Origin of the sequence: Methylobacterium sp. DB0501 (genome assembly GCF_011043735.1) — a bacterium.
Taxonomy (GTDB): domain Bacteria; phylum Pseudomonadota; class Alphaproteobacteria; order Rhizobiales; family Beijerinckiaceae; genus Methylobacterium; species Methylobacterium alsaeris.
In genome coordinates this window covers 1-22,576 of the sequence record NZ_JAAKGV010000005.1, presented here as the reverse complement: position 1 = coordinate 22,576, position 22,576 = coordinate 1, and the positions used below count along the sequence as shown (strand labels likewise).

General features: G+C 60.7%; 16 protein-coding genes and 3 pseudogenes. 7 read left to right on the top strand and 12 right to left on the bottom strand.

Annotated features, from left to right (window positions below):
- Positions 1-13: 13 nt before the first annotated feature.
- The 7 genes and pseudogenes from paaE to G4G93_RS36730 all read right to left on the bottom strand — a co-directional run.
- Positions 14-1,090: a 1,2-phenylacetyl-CoA epoxidase subunit PaaE gene (gene paaE, locus G4G93_RS08970; protein ID WP_165083278.1), complete on the bottom strand. Its 1,077-nt coding sequence runs from the start codon at positions 1,088-1,090 to the stop codon at positions 14-16.
- Positions 1,091-1,200: 110 nt separating this feature from the next.
- Complete coding sequence (gene paaD / locus G4G93_RS08965; RefSeq protein ID WP_165083276.1) at positions 1,201-1,725, bottom strand: 1,2-phenylacetyl-CoA epoxidase subunit PaaD; 525 nt, start codon at positions 1,723-1,725, stop codon at positions 1,201-1,203.
- Between the two features lie 6 nt (positions 1,726-1,731).
- A complete protein-coding gene (gene paaC, locus G4G93_RS08960; RefSeq protein ID WP_165083274.1) occupies positions 1,732-2,613 on the bottom strand; it encodes a 1,2-phenylacetyl-CoA epoxidase subunit PaaC in 882 nt (293 codons plus the stop codon).
- Positions 2,613-2,897, bottom strand: coding sequence for a 1,2-phenylacetyl-CoA epoxidase subunit PaaB (gene paaB, locus G4G93_RS08955; RefSeq protein ID WP_165083272.1), 285 nt, complete (start codon positions 2,895-2,897; stop codon positions 2,613-2,615). The genes paaC and paaB overlap by 1 nt, the downstream gene beginning before the upstream one ends.
- 62 nt (positions 2,898-2,959) lie before the next feature.
- Entirely contained in the window at positions 2,960-3,961 is a 1,002-nt protein-coding gene (paaA, locus tag G4G93_RS08950) for a 1,2-phenylacetyl-CoA epoxidase subunit PaaA (RefSeq protein ID WP_165083270.1), read from the bottom strand.
- A gap of 218 nt (positions 3,962-4,179) precedes the next feature.
- Entirely contained in the window at positions 4,180-5,022 is an 843-nt protein-coding gene (locus G4G93_RS08945) for a PaaX family transcriptional regulator C-terminal domain-containing protein (protein WP_246736636.1), read from the bottom strand.
- A gap of 463 nt (positions 5,023-5,485) precedes the next feature.
- Positions 5,486-5,737, bottom strand: a pseudogene (locus tag G4G93_RS36730) (hypothetical protein); the annotation flags it as partial.
- Positions 5,738-6,401: 664 nt separating this feature from the next.
- Between G4G93_RS36730 and G4G93_RS08930 the strand changes: the two are divergent.
- Entirely contained in the window at positions 6,402-6,812 is a 411-nt protein-coding gene (locus G4G93_RS08930; RefSeq protein ID WP_165083266.1) for a hypothetical protein, read from the top strand.
- Between the two features lie 41 nt (positions 6,813-6,853).
- On the top strand, positions 6,854-10,972 hold the full coding sequence (locus G4G93_RS08925; protein ID WP_165083264.1) for a glycosyltransferase: 4,119 nt from the start codon (positions 6,854-6,856) through the stop codon (positions 10,970-10,972).
- A 382-nt stretch (positions 10,973-11,354) separates the two neighbouring features.
- On the opposite strand, the pseudogene G4G93_RS35800 reads toward G4G93_RS08925, so the two are convergent.
- The 5 genes and pseudogenes from G4G93_RS35800 to G4G93_RS08910 form a co-directional block, all read right to left on the bottom strand.
- Positions 11,355-11,588, bottom strand: a pseudogene (locus tag G4G93_RS35800) (IS5/IS1182 family transposase); the annotation flags it as partial.
- A 216-nt stretch (positions 11,589-11,804) separates the two neighbouring features.
- On the bottom strand, positions 11,805-12,017 hold the full coding sequence (locus tag G4G93_RS36725; protein ID WP_395414428.1) for a DUF6894 family protein: 213 nt from the start codon (positions 12,015-12,017) through the stop codon (positions 11,805-11,807).
- A gap of 543 nt (positions 12,018-12,560) precedes the next feature.
- Positions 12,561-13,703: a TAXI family TRAP transporter solute-binding subunit gene (locus G4G93_RS08920; RefSeq protein ID WP_165083262.1), complete on the bottom strand. Its 1,143-nt coding sequence runs from the start codon at positions 13,701-13,703 to the stop codon at positions 12,561-12,563.
- 29 nt (positions 13,704-13,732) lie between these two features.
- Complete coding sequence (locus G4G93_RS08915; protein ID WP_165083260.1) at positions 13,733-14,599, bottom strand: hypothetical protein; 867 nt, start codon at positions 14,597-14,599, stop codon at positions 13,733-13,735.
- A 222-nt stretch (positions 14,600-14,821) separates the two neighbouring features.
- The gene (locus G4G93_RS08910) at positions 14,822-15,277 is read right to left on the bottom strand and encodes a hypothetical protein (RefSeq protein ID WP_165083258.1); all 456 of its coding nucleotides are present in this window, start codon (positions 15,275-15,277) and stop codon (positions 14,822-14,824) included.
- 109 nt (positions 15,278-15,386) lie between these two features.
- Between G4G93_RS08910 and G4G93_RS08905 the strand changes: the two genes are divergently transcribed.
- The 5 genes and pseudogenes from G4G93_RS08905 to G4G93_RS08885 form a co-directional block, all read left to right on the top strand.
- Positions 15,387-16,091 (top strand): LuxR C-terminal-related transcriptional regulator, encoded by a 705-nt coding sequence (locus G4G93_RS08905; RefSeq protein ID WP_165083256.1) that lies wholly within the window; start codon positions 15,387-15,389, stop codon positions 16,089-16,091.
- Positions 16,092-16,359: 268 nt separating this feature from the next.
- Complete coding sequence (locus tag G4G93_RS08900; protein ID WP_246736635.1) at positions 16,360-17,199, top strand: sugar phosphate nucleotidyltransferase; 840 nt, start codon at positions 16,360-16,362, stop codon at positions 17,197-17,199.
- A gap of 4 nt (positions 17,200-17,203) precedes the next feature.
- Positions 17,204-18,226 carry an NAD(P)-dependent oxidoreductase gene (locus G4G93_RS08895; protein ID WP_165083254.1) on the top strand — a complete coding sequence of 341 codons (1,023 nt, stop codon included), beginning with the start codon at positions 17,204-17,206 and terminating at the stop codon, positions 18,224-18,226.
- Positions 18,227-18,468: 242 nt separating this feature from the next.
- Positions 18,469-21,396, top strand: a complete 2,928-nt coding sequence (locus tag G4G93_RS08890) for a polysaccharide deacetylase family protein (protein ID WP_165083252.1) — start codon at positions 18,469-18,471, stop codon at positions 21,394-21,396.
- Between the two features lie 287 nt (positions 21,397-21,683).
- Positions 21,684-22,576, top strand: a pseudogene (locus G4G93_RS08885) (glutamine--fructose-6-phosphate aminotransferase); the annotation flags it as partial.

The window sequence follows — 22,576 nt, the reverse complement described above, 5'->3', positions numbered from 1 at the left end:
TCCCCAGCCCGACTTAGTGATCGTAGCTCACGACCAGCTGGTCGGTCGTCGGGTAGCATTGGCAGGTCAGGATGTAGCCCTGCCGCACCTCGTAATCCTCGAGCGCGTGGTTGGCGATCATCTCGGCCTCGCCCTCCAGTACCTTGGCGCGGCAGGTCGAGCAGACGCCGGCCTTGCAGGCGTAAGGGGCGTCCATGCTGTTGGCGAGCGCCGCGTCGAGCAGGCTCTGGCCTTGTTTCGGCATCCGGAACGTGCGCGTCGCGCCGTCGAGGGTCACCGTCGCCTCGCATTGCGAGTCCGAGGCCGAGGCCGCCGTCGCGGCCGCACGCGCCTTGGCACGGCCGGGCTGGCCGGAGGCGAACAGCTCGAACTTGATCTGCGAATCCTGCAGGCCGTGCTCGCGCAACGAGGCCGCGATGCCGAGCATCATCGGCTCCGGCCCGCAGATGAAGGCGGTATCGACGGACTTGACGTCGACCCAGAGCCGGAACAGCTCGGCGCACTTCGCGGCGTCGACGCGCCCGGTGAACAGGTCGATGTCCTGCGTCTCGCTCTCGAGCACGTGGACGACCGACAGCCGGCCGAGATAGGTATTCTTGAGGTCGTCCAACTCCTCACGGAACATGATCGAGGAGATCTGACGGTTGGCGTAGACCAGCGTGAAGCGCGAGCGCGGCTCGCGGACCAGGACCGTCTTGAGGATCGACAGCAGGGGCGTGATGCCGCTGCCGCCGGCGAAGCCGAGATAGTGCTTGGCGACCTCCGGCTCGATCGGCGTGTGGAACGCCCCCATCGGCGGCATCGCCTCCAGCACGTCGCCGGGCCTCAGCTCGTGGTTGGCCCAGGTCGAGAACGCGCCGCCCTCGACGCGCTTGATGCCCACCCGCAGGGCGCCCTCGTCCCGGCCGGCGCAGATCGAGTACGAGCGGCGCAGCTCGACGCCGTCGAAGGCGCGCCGGAAGGTGAGGTACTGGCCTTGCGTGAACGCGAAGGCCGCGGCGTCGCCCTCGCGCGGCTTCAGGGTGAGAACCACCGCGTCCCGGGTTTCACGTCGGACGTCCGCGACGTCGAGGGGATAGAAGCGTGCCATGACCGCCGGCATTCCCAGGTTGGAGCATGGTCCGACGACGCCTGAACCGGTTCGTCGAAGACAATGCGATCAGATCGAAGACCGGGAACAGCGCCCGATCGCGTACTGCTCTAGATACACTTGAAGTAATCGAACGGCTCGAGGCAGTTGGTGCAGCGCCAGCTCGCCTTGCAGGGGGTCGAGCCGAACTGGCTGACCCGCTCGGTCCGGTTCGAGCCGCAGCGCGGGCAGGCGACGGTGAGGTTCGACCCCCCGGTCAGTCGGCCGATCCGCCCGAGCAGCCGGCCGTCCGCCGCCGTCCCGTCGATCGGCGGGGCGATGCCGTAGGCCCGCAATTTCTCCCGGGCGGCGTCCCCGATCCAGTCGCTGGTCCAGGGCGGCGTCAGCGAGCGCACGATGCGCACGCTCCCGATGCCGCGGGCGCGCAACGCCTCCTCGATCGCGAAATTGATGACCGCCGTCGCGGGACACCCCGAGTAGGTCGGCGTCACCGTGACCACCAGGGTGTCGCCCTCCCAGGCGAGGTCGCGGACGATCCCGAGATCGACCACCGAGATCACCGGGATCTCGGGATCCGGCACCTCGGCGAGCCAGCCTCGGATCTCGTCGGGCGCCGGCCGGGCATGAGCGTCCATGGCGCCCTACCAGGTCGCGCCGGGATAGGCGCGCTGCAGGAACTGCATCTCGGCCAGCATCCGCCCGAGATGCTCGGTGTGGATGCCCCGCCGTCCGCCCTTCTGGGCGAAGGATCCGGCCGGCACCGCGAGCGTCGCCTCGGCGAGGACCGGCAGCACCGTGGCGTCGAAGGCGGGCCGGAGGCTTGCCGGATCGGGCGCGATGCCGGCCTCCGCCAGGACCGCGTCGGTGGCGTCGCCCAGGAAGAACTCGCCCGCATAGACCCAGAGCAGGTCGAGGGCATCCTGCATCCGGCGGCGGCTCTCCTGCGTGCCGTCGCCGAGGCGCACGACGAGGTCGGCCGACTTCTCGAGGTGGTAATGGACCTCCTTGATCGCCTTCACGGCGATCTCGGCCACGCGCGCCTCCGACGAGGTCGTCAGGGCCTGCAGCATCGCGGCGTGCCAGGCGTCGAAGAGGAACTGGCGCATGATCGTTCGGCCGAAATCGCCGTTCGGCAATTCGACCAGGAGGACGTTGCGAAAATCCCAGACGTCGCGCAGGAAGGCGAGGTCGTCCGCGCTGCGCCCCCTCCCCTCGACCTCGCCGGCGAGGCCGAGCCAGAACTGGGTCTGTCCGATCAGGTCGAGGGCGACGTTGGCGACGCCGATATCCTCCTCCAGCACCGGGCCGTGGCCGCACCATTCCGACAGGCGATGGCCGAGCACGAGGGTATTGTCGCCCATGCGGGTCAGGAACTCGAACAGGGCGGCGCGGGCCGGCGACAGGGGAGCGTCATGCGGCGTCGCGTGGGACGCATCGGGGGCAGGCTGGGTGCCGGCCGCGGCCGCGGCCGCTGCGGCGAGGGCGGCGGCGTCTTGCGTCATCACGTCGGGCAGGGACGGCATCACATATGCCCCACGTCGTTCGGGATGTCGTAGAAGGTCGGGTGCCGGTAGACCTTGCTGTTCGCCGGCTCGAACAGCGGGCCCTTGTCGCTCGGGCTCGACGCCGCGATGTCGCTCGATCGCACCGCCCAGATGCTCACGCCCTCGTTGCGGCGCGTGTAGACGTCGCGGGCGTTCTTGATCGCGAGTTCCGCGTCGGGCGCGTGCAGGCTTCCGACATGGCGGTGGTTCAGGCCGTGCTGACCGCGGATGAAGATCTCCCATAACGGCCATTCGCTGGACATTCTCGAACCTCCCGGGATGAGTTTCGTCGGGGCGACCGGTGACCGGCCGCCCGCTCAATCCGTCACTCGGCCGCGATGGCCATGGCGGGGCGGCGCGCCGCCTTGTCGGCATGGGCCTTGAGCCCGTCGCGGAACCAGGCGCCGTCCTCCCAGGCCTTCACCCGGGCTCCCAGCCGCTCGCGGTTGCACGGGCCGTTGCCGGCGATGACTTCGAAAAACTCGCTCCAGTCCGGCTCGGAGAAGTCGTAGCCGCCCTTCTCCTCGTTCCAGCGCAGGTTCTCGTCGGGAACCGTCAGGCCGAGATGCTCGGCCTGCGGCACGGTCTGGTCGACGAACTTCTGGCGCAGCTCGTCGTTGGTGTTCATCTTGATCTTCCAGGCCATCGACTGGGCCGAATGGACCGAATCCTTGTCGGACGGGCCGAACATCATCAGCGCCGGGTACCAGAACCGGTTGAGGGCGTCCTGCGCCATGTGCTTCTGGGCCGGGGTGCCGCGCGCCATCGTCATCATGATGTCGTAGCCCTGGCGCTGGTGGAAGCTCTCCTCCTTGCAGATCCGGATCATCGCCCGGCTGTAGGGGCCGTAGGAGGTCCGCTGCAGCGGCACCTGGTTCATGATCGCCGCGCCGTCGACAAGCCAGCCGACCGCGCCCATGTCGGCCCAGGTCAGGGTCGGGTAGTTGAAGATCGACGAATACTTCATCTTGCCGGCGTGGAGCAGCTCCATCAGCTCGTCGCGGCTGACGCCGAGCGTCTCGGCGGCGCAGTAGAGGTAGAGCCCGTGGCCCGCCTCGTCCTGAACCTTGGCGAGCAGGATCGTCTTGCGCTCCAGGGTCGGCGCACGGGTGATCCAGTTGCCCTCCGGCAATTGCCCGACGATCTCCGAATGGGCGTGCTGGCCGATCTGCCGGATCAGGGTCTTGCGGTAGCCCTCGGGCATCCATTCCTTCGGCTCGATCTTCTCGCCACGGTCGATCCGCTCCTGGAACGCGCGCTCCTCGGCCGACATCTCGTCGAGACCGCGGACATGCGTGCTGTCCGTCTTCACCAGCTGCGCATACATGCGAGACCCTCCTGTCGGAATGCGGACCGGGGCAACCCGGGAGCCGGCCCGAAGCCCGTGGCTCCGCCGCTCTCCCTGATGGGGGGCGGCCATGCCGGCCGGACCGGTCGTTTGCCCGATTGTGTATCATCGAAAGCATCACATCGCAAAGCCAATTTTGTGGTTTGATGTAATGTCTCGATCCGGCACCGTCCGCGAGCGGGAAAGCCGGCAGCGGGTCAGGCCTCGTCGCGGATCCGGGCGAGGGAGGCGGTCCGGCCGATCGTCTCCGCCGTCTGCGCCGGCAGCAGGCCGTCGCCCGCCAGGAGGTGGCGCCCGACATAGCGGTCGGCGGCGGGCGAAAGGCGCAGGTAGAGGTCGGCGAACAGCCGGCGGGCACGGTGCCCGCTCCAGTCGGGCGGCAGGGTAGCGGCGGGCAGACGCGCATCCCGCAGCGCCGCGTGGCGATAGGCGTGCACCAGCAGCAGCCGGAGCTGCAGCGCCTCGGCATCCGCCAGGCGCAGACCGGCATCGAGCGCGTCTTTGATGCCCGCGAAGGCCGCCAGGAAGGTATCGTAGGCCGCCCCGAAGGCGGCAAGGTCCCACTGCGCGGTGACGAGGTCCCGGAGCCTCGGCCCCGTTGCGGCGCCGGCCTCGAAGACCACGAGAGCGGGATCCGCCGGCCGGTGACGGGCCGGCCCGAGCATCCATTGCGGCCCGAGGCGGGCGAAGCCCGCCCGCTCCAAGGCCGGCCCGGCCTCGCCGGCCTGGTCGGGCCCGAGCCAGACGAACAGCCAGCCGGTCTCCGGCTGCGGCTCGAACAGGGTCCGGGCGGCGGACAGGAACTCGCGCCGCGCCGCCTCGGTGAGCTGGTAGAAGCTGCGCCGGCCCTGGCGCTCGCCGGTGAGCTGCCCCGCGGCCACCAGCCGGGACACCGCGGTCCGCACCAGCGTCTCGCTGATGCCGACCATCCGGCAGGTCTCGACGATGTTGCCCATCCACAGGCGGCCGCCGCGCGGCTCGACGACGTCGCCGTAGAGGGTCACGATAAAGCCGCCCGAGCGCAGGGGCAGCGTGTCCATGAGACGCGACATCAACAGGCGCGAGACCAAAGCCTCTCCCCGGGCCTCTCCGTTGCGATCCGCCGAGGATCCGCGCGCGTCGCTCACACCGTCTCCCCGTCCCGGGCGAGCGCAGCACCGCCGGCATCCGCCCTCCCCGCCCCGTCCTCGACCGAAGTGGAACGAAACGAACACAGCGACTTACGTCGAATCCCCCGGCCGTACAACCGGGCTGCCAGGGGGGCATCGGGGCTCCGGTCGATCGCCCGACGAGCGCTGCCCCACCGCTTTCGCGATGCGGAAACCCGTTCCGCTCAAGCGGCACCGGTCCGGACGCGCATCGTGAGAAGGTCGTAGCGGGCGGGCGTCTCGCCGTCCTGGTTGAATACCTCCACCTTCCCGCGCACCTCGCCGTATTCGGGCTTGCGGGCGGGCCGCTTGTGATTGACCGTGACGCGGATTGCGCCGCCCGGCGAATGCGGGGCCGGGAATGGCCGAGCACCGGCGTGAACGGCCGGACGGCGCCGGCCGTGTCCGGTGCCGCCCGTGACGGTGACGACGAAGCGGGGGAAGTCGACGTGAGCCTGCTGACCGGCCGGATTGCAGCCACAATCCGCTTCCGATGGCAATACGGACCTTCCTTGGGGTCGCGGCCGGTCCGGCGGGCGATGGCGGTGACGGACAGGCCCTGTCGGGGCAGGTCCAGGATGATGAGGAGTTCTCCGGGCAGGACCATCCTCGTCGCTCCCGACCGATACACGTCGACTGGCATGGTGGCTGAGGATGGACGAGCCCGAGGGATCGGGGGCATCCCGCCGCCGCGGGCCAGGGCACCGACCGGGAAATTTTCGCTGCCTGCTCACAGCAGGCAGCGGGCGCCTTCCCTCCGCACCTCGAGGGGGATCGTCGATTTCCTCAGGCCGACGCAGCCGGACGATGGTGGCAGGGCTGTCGATGGCATATCGCTCTCGTTGAGCGGTCTCGGCAAACTCGATACGACGCTTTCATGCCAACCGCGTCATCCCTTCTCGCGTACCGCTTCTGGCGGAGTTCCTCGAACACGCTCCGCGAATGATTCGACGAAGCGCATATGCGACATGCTTCCGATCAAGCGAGCGTTAGATCGCCGAAACAATAGGGAGGCGAACGAGTCCACGGCCCGTTTACAAGATAAAGCGAAATATAAGGCGCTTTTGCTCACTATAGCATATTCCCGATTCTCTTTTTATGTAGTATATAATTTTGATAAACAATTTATATATTTGCAGATATGGCAAATATATTTTTCTATTCGCTTTTGTCTCAATTGTTTATGTTTGGTCATTATCGGGGATTGGGTCCTTGCCTGGTTAGCACCAAGCATGATATAAAAAAAAAGATTTCGTATAGGATAGCATTCGATGTTTGAATCCTTAGTAGCACGACATATGGAGTCAATTCGGAATAGTTTAGAGAGAGATGCCTTAGTGTCAAAATCAATCAATAAGAGTGAAATTTCGATTATATCGCGAGGCATAGATAGTAAAAAAGAATATAAATTTTCTATAATATGCTATATAAAAGATTATACCGGAAACAACACCTACCGTACCGAAACCATCTCAGAGATATCTGATAGCGCATCGTCACAAGAAATTTCTAAATTCATCCATGCGTCTGCGCAGAAAGAAAATTCGGAATTTACAAATTTTTTTTCAAGCTCTTTAACAGAAGCATCTTCAGTGGAAGATTTAGTAATAAAATATGCAGAAGCGCTAAACAAATTTGCTGAGCAGGGGGTCTATTATAAATATACAAAAGAACGTTTGTAATATCACTAGGCTATCATAAAGAAATACAGGCTGAATCTCAAATGGCTAAATTTCTCGTCCTCAATTTTTTTCCTTGCTTTTATCCGCCTCTCAGCGGTGGCGAAATGCGAGTGTATTATTTGTATAATCAATTGGCTAAATCTAATGAAATAATTATGATCACCTCAACTGATTTCGGCGCGCGTTATGAAGAAATAAATCACTCTCAATCATTTAAAGAAATACGTTTTCCTAAGGATATTGATTGGAGAAATGCCTATGAAGCACTAACAAATCTTGGAATTGAAGGTGAAATGTCCGGCCTCGCGTTTGCACTTGCTGTCGCTGATTCCAGCTGCAAATTAAGGATGGTGGCCCGAGAGATCGCTTCAGAGGTCGATTTTATCATACATGAGTTTCCATTTTCGGAACCAATTTTCTCTGATGGAATATTTGGCCCGGAGATCTATAATTCCCACAATTTCGAGGCAAGCCTGCTATCTTCGGTCGTAAGAGGAAGTGGGTTTGATAAATCTATATTAAAACTAATGCGAATCGAGGGAAATCTTTGTCATCGCGCCCATCGGATATTTGCAACATCTCAGGCCGACGCAGAGAAATTTGAAGTTTTTTACGGCGTGTCTCCACATAAGATATCGATCTGTGCCAACGGTTATGATGAGAGCGAGGCACAGAAAGTTTACGACATAAGACAAAGCAATCAAGATTCGATTTTTTATCAGAGACCTGTGGTTTCCTTCTTAGGATCGGCGCATTATCCGAATGTCGAAGCTGCGCAACAGATATTTTCAATAGCTTCTGAAGTTCCTGATGCCGATTTCATTATTGCAGGCGCTGTATGCGATCACCTCAAAGGCTTGGAAGCACCATCAAACCTCGAAATTGTTGGACACCTACAACCGTCAGAAAAGTTTTTGTTATTATCAAAAACAACAATTCTAATAAATCCAGTTATACTTGGATCTGGTACAAGCCTCAAATCAATTGAAGCAATGGCTTTTGGCGTTCCGATGCTGACAACTGTTGAAGGGATTCGCGGACTAGAGATCGACCCCGCGAATTGTGTCTTCGTGTCTGATCGGGCGCAGTTTGCAGATCGTCTAAACGAGCTAATTTTTGACAAACACCGGTTACGTGCGGTCGCTCTGGCGGCACGAGTCGAGGTACAGAGTACCTACTCTTGGCAAGCAATATGCAAACATTTCGAGAATAACATAAGAACGTCGATCAGTGAAGAGTATTATGACGATCGAGTTAATTTATTTGTTAATGATTATGATATTGGGACAGGGGAATGGGGAGGAGCCGCCCGAATAATGCAGATCATTAACTGTCAGCGCGGAAGAAATATTCTAATTTCCTTTAGTGACAGCTTCAAGGTCGATTTGATAGGTCCAAAAAATTTAAAAGTAACTATACCGAAAACACCTGCGCATCTTTATTTTGAACGAAAAATTGCTGCGGGCGAGCAGGTTTCGGCGAATGATATCGTGGCTGCGTTGTTTGCTCCAAGTAACTACCTTCTTCGGCGCTTGTGCAAGTACTTTGTACGTCGCACTAACGTTATTGTGCTTGAGCATTGTTATATGGGATCTCTGATTGATGTCATTAAATCCAATGCCCAAGATATTCCGATTATATATAGCGCACACAATGTGGAATCTGCACTTAAAACGCAATTGTTACAAAATCATAGATCATTCACTGAACTAACTGATTTTGTTAACGATCTGGAGGCATTGGTTTGCAAGTTTGCCGATATGGTTGTGTGCGTAACGGAAGCGGATGCTGAAATTTTTCGCTCCAAGGGGAATCATGTCATTGTTTGTGCCAATGGGTCTAACCTAATCGAGTCGGCAGAATCTGAGTCGAAAATCGCTCGAGTTGGTACATTCGTATGTGGTTTCGTCGCTTCGTCGCATAGCCCGAATATCGATGCGGCCAAGTTTATCTGTTACGATCTTGCTAAAAAATTACCTAATATCCAATTTGAAATAGTCGGCGGCGTCTGTTCTGCCTTGAGTGATGTAGTGCCGCCGAACGTTACACTAATGGGAGTGCTTAATGATTTCGAAAAAACAAAAACAATGCTTAAATGGAACCTTGCTCTCAATCCTGTGGATGAAGGTGGTGGTTCGAGTTTGAAACTTCCTGATTACATGGCTCATGGTCTTGCAACAATAAATACTCCGACTGGGGCGCGTGGGTTCCGGATCGAAGAGACACGATCCGGAAAAATTGCTGTGAGATCGGAATTCGCACGGGAGATAAAAAGATTATCTCTATATCCCGAAGAAATAGATAGAATGTCGAAGAATGCTTATTCTTATGTGAAACGAGCGTTGACATGGCCTGCTGTAAGTAAAGATTATAAATCTTATATTGATAATTTTCCTCGAGCACAGCGTACTATAAATAAGCCGTCATTGCTTGTTGTAACTTACAGGTACACAGAACCCTCGCGAGGGGGCGCTGAAGAATACTTAATAGAAATTCTAAAAGAAATTCGTGATAGTTTTGAGTGGATTGATTTATCCGCAACAAATATTGATGATATTACAAATCAATATCATTTTGGATCTACATATACCGTTAAATCCGGGAGGGCAAGCTCACGGGTCGCTGAATTATTCGATCAACAGTTCTACTTCATGCCGTCTGAGATAGATAAATCTGCTGCTATTAAAAATTGTCAGGAGCTCGAACTTTTTTGGAAAAATGAAGAGGAACTAGTTTTTTCTCATTTTGTAGAAGCTCTCCTTGGTCAACATGGAGTCGCTTTGTTGAGCGGGTTCTACGACGCTGAGCGAACCGAAAATGGTTTTTGCAGATGGTCCGCTCCACGATTTGCTTTTGCAATCAAATCTAATTCTCGATACGTTATATTGAAAGGTTTCGGCAGTGTGCCAAAGGCAGCACTTGTCTCCATTCGTGATATCGACGGTAAGGTAATAAAGAATTTTTCAGTTCAGCTTGATACTTGGTTTGAGTTGAAAATTAAGATTGAAACGCACTCTTGGCCTGATATATTGGCTATTCATATCGAAGTTCCCGAACATACATCTGATCTCGATCACCGAGTCTTTGGTCTTTATATTGAGCGCATCGAAGTTTTATCTGATGATATGCATCAGTCGCAAGTGTGTGACTTGAGCGTCAGAAACGATCAAATCATAGGCGTCAAATATTTAGAAAAATGGATGGAAACATTGGATAAAGTTGCATCAGCGCGCAACATGACCCTTGATGCAAAATTTAATGAAGTTCGCGGACCGACGTCGAACGACCAGATTCGCTGGATAAAAGAATTTGCACACAATTATACCCACATAATTGTACAAGGGATTCCATTTAATACTATACCAGAAGTTGTTAATGCTCTTGAGTCAATTAATTACCGCGGTAGAATTGTTACCTTGCCGCATTTTCATGGTGATGACAGATTTTACTATTGGAATAGCTACTTTCAGGCCTTCGAACGTTCCTCTGCCAATATCTTTTTTTCAGATGTGGTCGCTCAGCAGATGGGTCGTCATGGCTACTCGACGGTGGTACCTGGTGGGGGTGTAAATATTGGAGATCTTGGAAGTCCAACTTGTATTCGAAGCTTTAGAAGCGCGCACAAAAGCACCCGTCCATTTTATCTTATTTTAGGGCGCAAAACTGCTTCTAAAGGATATGATGCTGCTATACGTGCATATATGGCATCCAAATCGAGGAGCGACTTTGACTTGGTTATGATAGGTCAAGACGAAGACAAGGAAGTAATTGATGTTGCCGGTGTATATTATCTCGGTCCTCAGCCACGAGATGTGGTGCTTGGAGCGCTGTCGGCCTGTAAAGGATTGATTTCTATGAGCACCAGCGAGAGTTTTGGGATAGTGTTATGTGAGGCATGGCTTTTTAAGAAGCCCGTCATCGCGAACGCCGCATGCTATTCGTTTCGTGAGTTGATACAAAAGACCGGTGGGGGATATCTCGTCGAGTCCGATGAGGAGCTTACTGCTGCAATGGAAGATATTATGATAAATGACGAAAAATGCACTCGGTTTGGTGGCGATGGATTTGCATCAACCATTGAGAATTTTACCTGGCCGGCAGTCGCCAAGCATGTCCGAGAAACGTTGCTGCAGACTGGTGTAGGGATCGGTTTTCTTTGATAATGCTCAAATTTACTTGCTTTGCACGAGAGGCCAGAGTTCTGCCGGCGGGATCTTTCGGTCCATGGGCGTGAACCACGCGCATGGACCGATCGCCAACACGGCATTCAGAAAACCGGGCGCTACGTTTGGCTGACCGGTCCTGGGCGCGGGGTTAGGCAAGCCGCGAGTCCGGGTCTCATCGCACTCGTGCGATGAGACCCGGTGCAGCCAAGCTGCTGCGCGAAGCGGATCTTGTGGGACCCGCCACCCCTGCGGCGGGCCTGCTACGACGCGGTGTAGTCAGGAGGGTTTTATGCCCCCGAACTAGTTCTATGAAAGCTTTATTTCCGATAAAATTAAATCTCCAAGTGTTTGTGCTAGGCTGCATTGATTTCTGGTAAAGCTTTCTCAACATGACCCAGACGGAAGCAAGGCGTAGATCCGCCACCCGCCGGCACCGATTGAGCCAGCCGATCGTCCGTTCCACGATCTCGCACTTGGGCAGGGCATCGAACTCGACCGCGTGATCCGGGCGCTTGACGATCTCCAGCGTCACAGATGGGCACACCCGTTCCAACGCTTCCCGGACCTGGCACCCGCCATCCGCATACAGCTTCAGGAGAAACGGGTAGAGGATCGAAGGCCAGGATCAACCAAGCGGGCCCTTGCAATGTCTTCCGTCTACCTCATTGCGATCACATGCCGGCAATCGGAAAACAGTGCGATTGTCGGAAATATTTTCCGACATTTCGACATGTCATGGGACTGGGTCTTATGCGCCAATTTCAATCGAGAGAGTAAAATTAATTTTTAAAATTAAAATATATTTCGCCAATTACGTTCAACATAATTAAATTGGCAGCACATTTACGATCATTCCGTCCTCCGATCTGATCTTGAAGGACCACCCCTTATCAAAAAAATTTTCGTCGCCTTCTTCGCGCATTTCTCGAATGACCTCTTGGGCGTGGAGAATCGCCTCATAGCTTGTATTGGCACACACCCCCTGCTCATCGATAATCGTCTGAATCTCGTCAGATAAATCGAAGTAAAACCGGGGCATGACATTCCCTTTCGAGAGATTTTCACGAACAAATCGATCAGATTTCGCTTATCTGATTAACGATGATTGTGATCGAAATCAATAAGAAATATCTCGATGCACTTCCAACAGAACTACGAAAATTTTCAATAGGCCAAAATATAATCGAATTCCCTCGATCACGCTCCCATCATGAGCACAGCTGAATTGCGACAATGGCGGTACCTCGGCAGCGATGGTCGAAGATGGCGCATGTATCGCGTGAAGGAATGAGACCGATGTCGTCGCCGGACGGAGGGTCGACCCGATCGACGATACGAAGGCGGGGATGACGAGCGGCGGGGAAAGGAAGAAACCCGCCGCTCACGGTTCATGGGGCTCCGTGCCCCGTTATTCGCGGCACGGCAGCCTCGGCGCTCGACATCGACGCAGGGTCGCGCGGATCCCGACCTCGACGACGGGCCGACGGTCCGGCGCGGAGCAAGATCACGGAGCGGACCTGACGCCGTACCTGGAAACCGGGGCGGCCTGCGTCACGCTCGGCCCCATCCCTCCACGGGGAGATCAGCGGCGCGCGGATCCTTGCGCCGTATCCTTGAGACGGCGCCACGTCAGGTAGGCCTGGTAGACTTGGTCCTTGTCGGCCCTGAGCCCTTGCGGCTGCTCGCTGAGGAAACGCTCGATATCGGCCCGGGGCGAGACGTCCTCCCGGCGCGCATCGAGCCAGTCCTGGGCGGGCCGGAAGCGCGTCCAGCCCGGTACCGTGGCGGCGAGATTGACCTCCCGCCACTTGGCGTGCCGTTGCGGCGCGAGGAACTTGTCGAACTGACCGAAGAAGGCCTCCACGAACCGCTCGAGCTTGCGGTAGCGCTCCGAGCCCTTCGGATGATTGTAGGCCCCCAGGATGGTCCCGACCGCGAGCGTTTCGACGGGTCCGGCCCCGTCGACGAGCTTCGGATAATCCGTGCTGGTGAGCGTGGCGGGCACGTAGGCATCGCTGATCGATCCCGGATACGGGACCTTCACGAGGTGGAAGCGGTCGCCCGGATCGAAGCCGGCGACGACCGAAACGGGCTTGGCCGCCACCGAGACCACGGCATCGACCTCGCCTTTCTGCAGCATCGTGAAGGCGGTGGGCTGGTCGACGTTGATCGCCGTCACCGCGATGTCGAGGCCGCGGAACATGGCGCGGCCGCTATAGTCGGTGCCGCTGCCCTTGACGTCGAAGGTGACGCGCTTGCCGGCGAGCCCACGCACATCGCCGATCTCCTTGGCGGCGACGACGTGGAGCTCGTCATCGAACAGCTTTGCGACGTATTGGATATGCTGCTCGACGTTCTTCAGGCGCTTGTCCTGGCGCAGCTGCTCGATGGTGTCCGTTCGCAGGAAGGCGAGATCGATCCCTTTCAGGAAACGCAGGTCGTAGGCATTCTCACCGGCACCCTTGCCGAGGATCGGCAGGACCCGGATCTTGTCGCCGTCGTTGAGGACGAAGGCGAGATCGGCGCCGATGCGGAAGTACGTGCCTCCGGCCGTCCCCGTGATCACCGACACGGTGTTGGCGTTCATCGCTTCGCCGAGCATCGCTTCCGTCATCGCCTCACGCGGCGCGGACGCTTGCGCGTCGGCCTCGCGGGCGTGCCAGAATGGTGCCGTCAGCAGGATTGCCGCAGCGAACACGGCAGGCAGGGGAGAGCGGGTCGGCATCGTCGGCGTGCTCCGTCATCGTCGAGGCGTCAGCGGGGAGAGGCAGCGAGATTCGTCGGCTGGGCAGGGTTGTCCCGCGCCGCCTGGGCGTAGAGGGCTTGCGCGCGTTCGGGGTCGGGCCGCAGACCCAGCACCTTCCACGTGCGCAGCACGATCGGATCGTAGGTCTGGGCGAGCAGGAGCGCGGCCCGCGGCTCGTTCCGGCTCAGCGCCCGTTCCAGCACGAGCCGCGCACCGCTGATGTCACCCCGGCGGATCAGCTGCTCCGCGCGCCCGACGAGCGCCGTCGCGCCCGGCTCCGCGGCTGCGACCGGGGCCGCCGCCGAGGGAGACGACGCGCTCGCCGGTGGCGGAGCTGCAGGAGGCGTTGGCGCAATCGCTTCGGGGCGCGGCTCGGGGCGCGGCGGCTTAGGCGTCGAGGGGGGGGCTGCGGCCGGCTCGGGAGCCGGAACGTGGATGGCCGTACTCCTCGAGACGGTCGCCCCATCGGTGGACGACCCATCGGTGGGCGATTTGTCGATGAGCGAGACCTGGGTCCGGACGGCGTGTCTGGGCGCGTGCGGATCAGGGACTTGCGTGCTGACGGTGAAGCCGGAACTCACGACCTGTTGCGCACCGCCGTCCACCGCGTCGGACATCGCCGCGACGCGCATGGCAAAGGTCCCGACCTGCCCCGGCTGGACGGTGATGGAGAGTTCCGGCAGGTTCCACCGCGTCACCTCGATGACCGATTCCTCCTCGGCGGCGGCGGCGGTATGGGTGGCGTCGCTCACCCGGGCACCGGGGGGCAGGCCGAGCAGGTAGGTGCTGGCGATCTGCTTGTTGGAAGGCGGCACGACCTCGATGGCCAGCCGGATCGGTGCGCCCGCTTCTCCCGCAACGTTCCGCGCGGACACGAAGGGGCGCCCGGCGGCCGCGCCGGGATGCCCGCCGCCCTCGGCCGCGGCAAGGCTACCCGGGACCACCCAGGTCGCCAGAAGGAGAGTCGCCGCACGTCGCGCGTGTCGACGGCGGACCCCGTGTGAGCCATGCCGCATTGTACGTCCTCCCCGTTTTTACTTGCTGCCTGCAACATGCCGCAGGGCGGCATGTTGCAGGCAGAGACCGACTCGAGATCGCTACTGATAGTGAATCCGGCCACCGAATCCGAAGTGGCGGAGCAAATTCTCAATCAAGAAATCAGCGCATGCACTGTGATATAAGCACTGTGATATAAAAATTTCTCCGAACCAATTTAGATTGCCCGAGGCAGGGAACATTAACAAATGCTGGGCGTAATGCTTCGTGAGGATCGCCTCAGCCCGTGGGGCGCAGGGCGGCCCCGCCGCGCGAGGGTATGCGAGGCCGGACAGGATCCGCCCGCTTTTCGCGCCCCGACGCGACTCAGCGGCCATCCTGGCCGGCACGCGGTTGGCGGCCACTCCGGGATCACCGTTTTTTACGGGTTTTTCCTGACAATGCAGGTTTTGCCCGACACGCATCGGGGCGAGCACGACAACATGTCCGCTCGAATGTATGTCAATTTTGCCGTTCATTAAAAAGAAACAAATGAGGCCGCGCTGGGAACGGCGCATCCAGAAGGTCAATGATGCTGAATATAGTCAGCGCAGAGGAAGCAGAGCGAATATTATCGCACGGGCGTAATGCCGTTCTGTGCTTTCTTGACTTCTGAAGGGAAACGCCATGGACATGAACATTCATCCAGATGTCGTCGTGGTCGGCGACGACGAGCTGCTGAGGGAAGGATTGGCGCTGCTCCTCCGCTCGGCGGAGTACACTGTCAGCGGCTGCCTCCCGCGACTGCCGGATCACATGGAGTGCGATCTTCTCATCGTATGTTCGGATAGCGGTGGATCGATCCTGTCCGATGCTGATTGTCTCGGCAGGATGTCCAGCGATACGAAGCTGGTGATTCTCATGGATCGCCGCATGGATACCTGCTTGCACCCCGATGTGCGTGCACGAGCCGCCGCGATGCTGGACCGTGCGAGCAGTCCCAAGAAGCTGCTCATCACGATACAGGCGGTATTGACCGGCGTCATCGTTCATGACCCGACGCTTGCGGACGTCCTCGACGAGGGCAACCCACCGTCTGCGGTCCGGCCGAGGGGCAACCTGCCGATCCTGCTCGCCCGCGCCTTTCCCGATCAGCGCGCGCCCCGCGCCACGGTCGCCGGCGGCCTGTCCCAGCGCGAGAGGGAGATTCTCTCCTCCCTGGCGGAGGGAAACTCGAACAAGGTGATCGCGCGCAAGCACAATATCACGGAGGCGACCGTCAAGGTTCATGTGAGGCACATACTGAGAAAGTTGAATTTCAACAATCGCACTCAAGCGGCGCTGTGGGCCAAGGATTTGTCTTCGAAAGACTCGCCTTTGATGGTGGCATGAGTGACGTGCCGAGCGTGGGCCGGCGCGGGCGGCCCTGCCCGAAGAGCAGGGCGCTCGCGGTGGCCTGCGGACGGATCAGACAATTGCGACCGGGATCGGAACTCGTGCCGCGCCGGGCTACGCACGATCGACAGTTAACTCCTCATAAATGTATACCCACATCGGTTTACTTGCAAATTAAGCGCCGATCCTGACATATCACGAGGATAATTCAGCGAAGAGGTGCTGCCCGCGCTGAATTGCTCTGCTATCGGGAATGGAGATGACGATGTCTCACAGGCTGGACGACTACGCCGACCTTCGGCGCGGAATGCACGACGACCTCCTCTCCCGCGACGACAGTGAAACGATGGTGCCGAGCGGCTTCATCCATGCCGTGCCCAGGCCCAGGATCACGCAGGCCGTCATCATGGCCGGAGGAAAGGGAACCCGGCTCCATCCCTATTCGGCCCTGTTTCCCAAGCCTCTGATGCCGCTCAACGATATGCCGGTCCTCGAATTGCTGCTGCGGCAGATGAAGATTGCCGGAATCACCGACGTGATCCTGGCCGTCAACCATCTCAGCCACTTACTCGAGGCGTTCTTCGGCAATGGCGACCGTCTCGGCCTCAAGATCCGCTATCGTCTGGAGAGCAAGCCGCTCGGAACGGCCGGCGCTCTCGGCAGCATGCTCGACGAGCTGGACGACGATTTCTTCGTGACGAACGGAGATCTCCTCACGACTCTCAGCCTCGAGAGGATGATGGCCGCGCATTATCGGTCGGAGGCCGCAATTTCCGTCGGCGTGTACAAGAGAGAGGTCAAGATCGATTTCGGGCTCATCGAAATCGACCAGCGCAGCCGCCTCACCGCCTATCGCGAGAAGCCCACGAGCAGCCATTTCGTGAGCATGGGTGTCTATGCCTTGCGTCGGGATGCGGTGCGCAACCACCTGATCAGCGACGAATACCTCGATATGCCGAGCCTGATCATGAGCGTGAAGGATACCGGCGGCGACATCAACTGCTACCACGAGGATTGCGTGTGGCTCGATATCGGCCGGCCCGACGACTTCGCGCTCGCGCAGCAGATGTTCGTGAGCGAGCGCAACCAGTTCCTGGCCTCGTGATCCCATGGGTGGCAGCCTGATCAGCGGGGCCGGCGGGTTCGTCGGCCAGGCGCTGGCGCGCCGTCTGCGCGCCAGCGGCGGTCCGGTCGCGACGGTCAGCCTCCGGGCCGACGAGGGGGGCCGTCGCGACGGCGTCGCGCCCTCGCCCGTCGCGCGGTGGCGCCATGCTCTCGACCGCGCGCGGCCCGACGTCGTCTATCACCTCGCCGGCGCCATGCAGGGCGACGAGCCGACGCTTCGATCGGTCAATCTCGGCCTCACCGAGGCGCTCCTCGACGCGCTCCGCGGGACGGGCCTGCATCCGACGCTGGTCGTCGCCGGGAGCGCGGCGGAATACGGGGCGGCGGCGCATGACGGGGTCCCCGTGAGGGAGGACGCCGTCTGCGAGCCCTACACGGCCTATGGGCGCAGCAAGCTCGCCCAGGGCCGGGCCGCGCTCGCCTTTGGCGACGAAACGCGGTCGCGGGTCGTCTTGGCGCGTATCTTCAATCCGGTCGGTGCCGGCATGCCCGCGCACCTGGCCCTCGCGGATTTCGCGGCTCAGATCGCCCGGATGCCGTCCGCAGGCGGGCGGTTGACCACCGGCAACCTCGACGCGCAGCGGGACTTCATCCACGTCGACGACGTCGCGATCGCGCTCGAGGCCCTGGCAGCCTCCGGCGACGCCACCGGCCCCTGCAACGTCTGCACCGGCGTTCCGACCCGGCTCGGCGACCTGCTCGACGCGATGATCGCCGCCTCCGGCAAGGCCGTCGCGACCTGCGCCGATCCGGCTCGCTACAGACCGCACGAGCCGCGCATCATCGTCGGCGACACGTCGCGACTGCGCGCCTGGACGGGTCGCCTAGCGCAAAGCAGCGTGCGGGAAGCGGCGGTCCTCGTCCTGTCGACGGCCGGCGGTCCTCGTCCGGAGGGGAGAGAGGACGCATGCGCGCCGGAGGGCGCAGCGGTCCGGGATCGCCTCGTCGCGGACGTGCCGCCGGCCGTGGAAATCGGCCGTGCCGAGCGGCCCTCCTTCAAGGCGTAATTCCAGTAACCCCTCAGTATTATATCCAGCAATGCCGCCGGCATGCGATGATGTCTTCCCTTTCGCAACAACGAAACTTCGACACGCCCCGCCCCTGATCAGCAACTCGATGCTCTGCAACTTGGTGCGCGGCATCTTGGGCGTCCAGGCCGGAAAACCGGACGATCGTTGCGCTTCGGCTCGCAGCACGGGCCGTCCGCGGGATCGGCTGGCCGAGCAACTCTGACAGGAAGTCTACCGCGATGCGCACGATCGATGGCAATCTGTCCGACTGGACCAGCGCCGACCTCCTGACGACGACCGGCGTGCCGGCCGGCTATCAGCTCTACGGCGATCTCTCGGGCGGCTATCTGACCTTCGCCATGAAGGCGCCGACGGCGCTCACGACCGGCTCGACGATCTGGCTCAACACCGACAAGTCGACCGCGACCGGCTACAATATCTGGGGACTTTTCCCGGGCTACGACTATAATATCAATTTCACGAACGGCGTGCCCTATCTCTATACCGGGGCCGACGGCCAGAACCTGGTCAGCCCGACCCCGCTCGCCTACGCCTACAGCGCCGACCATACCACCGTCGAGGTGACCGTGCCGGTGGCGCAGATCGGGAACACGACCGCGCTCAACGTTCTCGCCGACGTCGACAACAACACCTACCTGCCCGGCGACTACAGCGCCGGCCCCTACGCCCTCGCCGACAAATCGACGCTGCCGGCTCGGACCTATACCGGTCACAAGATCGGCATCGTCTACTCGGAGACGAGCGCCAGCAAGTATTTCAGCGCGACCGCCTACTCGCAGCTGTTCATGACGGCGCAGGACCAGGCCGCGCAGGCCGGCGTGCCGTACGACCTGCTCTCCGAAGCCGACCTCACCGACCTGTCGAAGCTGGTCAACTACGACGCGCTGGTGTTCCCCTCGTTCCAGAACGTCGCGGCGGACAAGGTCGGGGCGATCACCGACACGCTCACCACGCTGACCAAGAACTACCATACCGGGATCATCGCGGCCGGCAACTTCATGACCAACGACGCGACCGGCGCCGCCCTGCCGGGCGATTCCTACGCGCGCATGAAGGCCCTGCTCGACGTCAATCTCACCGGATATGCCAGCGGCGTGAACGTCCAGGTGGCGGCCGGGTCGAGCACGAACCCGATGATGGCCGGCTATACGCCCGGCGAGGTCATCCGCAACTACTCCGGCATCTCGACCTCCTACTTCACCAGCACCGACGGTCTCGGCACCACGCTCGCCAACCAGATCGTGAACGGGCAGTCCCAGGCGGCCGTGCTGGCGACGAAGACCGGCGGCAACAACGTCCACTTCGCCACCGAGGGGATGCTGGGCGACAACAACATGCTCCAGCACGCCATCGATTGGGTGACGGCGCCGGCCAGCGGACCACAGGTCAGCCTGCATCTGAGCCGCGACAAGGCGGTGGTCGCCGCCCGGGTCGACATGGATCAGGCCATGCAGATCGACGACGTGAAGCCGGCCTCCGGCCCAGGCATCTACGACGCACTGATGCCGATCCTGGCGCAGTGGAAGAAGGATTATAACTTCGTCGGCTCGTACTACATCGACATCGGCAACAACCAGGCCAACGGAGAGTATACGGACTGGACATATTCGAAAAAATATTACAATCAGCTGCTCGCGATGGGCAACGAGATCGGCTCGCACTCCTACACGCACCCGGAGGACACGAACGTCCTGACGGCGGCCCAGTACCAGTTCGAGTTCCAGCAATCGCGGCAGGTGATCGAGCAGCAGCTCGGCCTGACGAATATCGGCGTCGCCGTTCCCGGGGCCGGCGAGAATATCACCACGTCGCGCAACATCGCCCAGTACTATCCCTACATGACCGGCGGCGCGTCGATGATCGGGGCCGGGTATCCGGGAGCGATCGGCTACCTGAGCCCGGCGGCCGCGGATTCGAAGGTCTACATCGCCCCCAACACGTCGTTCGATTTCACCCTCATCGGCTACCAGAAGCTCACGCCGGCACAGGCCGAAGCCAAATGGGCATCGGAATGGAGCGACCTCACGACCCACTCGGACATGCCGGTGGTGGTCTGGCCCTGGCACGATTACGGCCCGACCAACTGGCCGCTCGATCCGGGCGTCGCGTCGAACTACACCCAGCAGATGTTCACGGATTTCATCCAGCGTGCGTACCAGGCCGGATCCGAATTCGTGACGCTGGGGGACCTGGCGCAGCGCGTCTCGACGCTCGAGAAATCCGATGTAAGCACCTCTTGGAACGCCGCGACCAGCGTGCTGACGGCCACCGTCACCACGGCGACGACGGGTGATCTCGGCAAGTTCGCGCTCGATCTCGGCGCGGGCCAGACGATCAAGAACGTCGGCGGATGGTACGCCTACGACAAGGACAGCGTCTTCGCCGACCGCGACGGCGGCACCTTCAACATCGCCCTCGGCGGGACGCCCGACGACGTGACGCACCTCTCGAAGCTGGCCGACCGCTCCGATCTCGTGTCGGTCACGGGCGACGGCACCAATCTCAGCTTCACCGCCGTCGGCGAGGGAAAATTCCAGGTCACCTTGAAGTCGCCGCAGAACCAGTTCGTCCAGGTGACCGGCGCCGACAGCGCCAGCCTGTCCGGCAACCTGCTCGACCTCAACGTGTCGGGCCTGGGTCAGCACACGATCGCGGTCAACGAAGTCTCGGCACCGACGATGACGGCGGCGCGGGATCTGATCTTCGGGACGGCGGCGGCCAATACGATCAACGGGCTCGGCGGCGACGACTTCATCGACGGCGGTGCAGGCGCCGACACCCTGACGGGCGGCGCGGGCAACGACACCTTCGCGTTCAGCGCCGCACTCGTGACGGGAAACGCCGACCACATCACCGATTTCAGCCCGTCGGCCACGGGCAATAACGACACGATCCAGTTGTCGAGCAGCGTGTTCAACATCCCGACCGGCACGCTCGCCAGCACCGCCTTCAAGAGCATGAGCTCGACGAATCCGGCCAGCGTGACCAATGCTGCCGAGAATCCCGCCACACGCATCCTGTACAACAAGGCGCTGGGCACGCTCTACTACGATGCCGACGGATCACAGGCCGGCAGCAATCCGACGCTGTTCGCAACCCTGGACAACAAGCCGACCCTGACGGCGAGCGACTTCGCGATCGTCTGACAACCCCGTCGATCGGACCCTGCGCGGTCGTCGGACACGGCGACCGGGGCTGCCGCATCGACCACCCTCCCCTTCGACCCCTCCGGCGCCGGCGGATGTCGCGCGAGCCGATCGCGCGGGAGCACCTTCGACGAAACGCATGCCGGTTCGTCGAAGGAATTTCAGCGAAATCCAAGGCATGGCGCGCCATCCGACGGCAGCGCGATCGGATGGCGCCCGAGCAGGCCGGCCCGATACCTCGGGTCGTCCGGAAGGTCATTCACCCTCCGCAACAGGAGCATGGCGGCATGTGCGGGATCGTGGGAATCGTGGGGCGTGAGGCGGTCTCGGGACAGGTGGTCGACGCGCTGCGCCGGCTCGAGTACCGCGGCTACGACTCGGCCGGCATCGCCACCCTGGAGGCCGGCCGCCTCGAGCGCCGGCGCGCCGAGGGCAAGCTGTCGAACCTCCAGCTCAAGCTGCTCCAGAACCCCCTCGCCGGCGCCATCGGCATCGGCCATACCCGCTGGGCCACCCACGGCCGGCCCAACGAGACCAACGCCCATCCCCACGCCACCGAGCGCTTGGCGGTCGTCCATAACGGCATCATCGAGAACTTCCGCGAGCTCAAGGCCGAGCTCGCCGCCCAGGGCTGCGCCTTCGAGACCGAGACCGACACCGAGGTCGTCGCTCAGCTCGTCTCCCACCTGATGCGGACCGGCCTCGGCCCCGTCGCCGCCGTCGAGGCCGCCCTGCCGCGCCTGCGCGGCGCCTTCGCCCTCGCCTTCCTGTTCGCCGGCCAGGAGGACTTCCTCATCGGCGCCCGCCACGGCGCGCCGCTCGCCGTCGGCTTCGGCGACGGCGAGACCTATCTCGGCTCCGATGCCCTGGCGCTCGCCCCCTCACCGACGAGATCACCTATCTCGACGAGGGCGACTGGACCATCCTGACCCGCGACGGCGCCGAGATCCGCGACGGCGCCGGCCACGTCGTCGCCCGCCCGCGCCAGAAGATCGCCACCCAGGCCTTCCTGGTCGACAAGGGCAATTACCGCCACTTCATGGCCAAGGAAATCCACGAGCAGCCCGAGGTGGTCGGCCGCACCTTCGCCCATTACGTCGACCTCGCCGCCGGCCGGGTCGCCCTGCCGGAGGCGCTGCCCTTCGACTTCGCGACCCTCACTCGGATCTCGATCACCGCC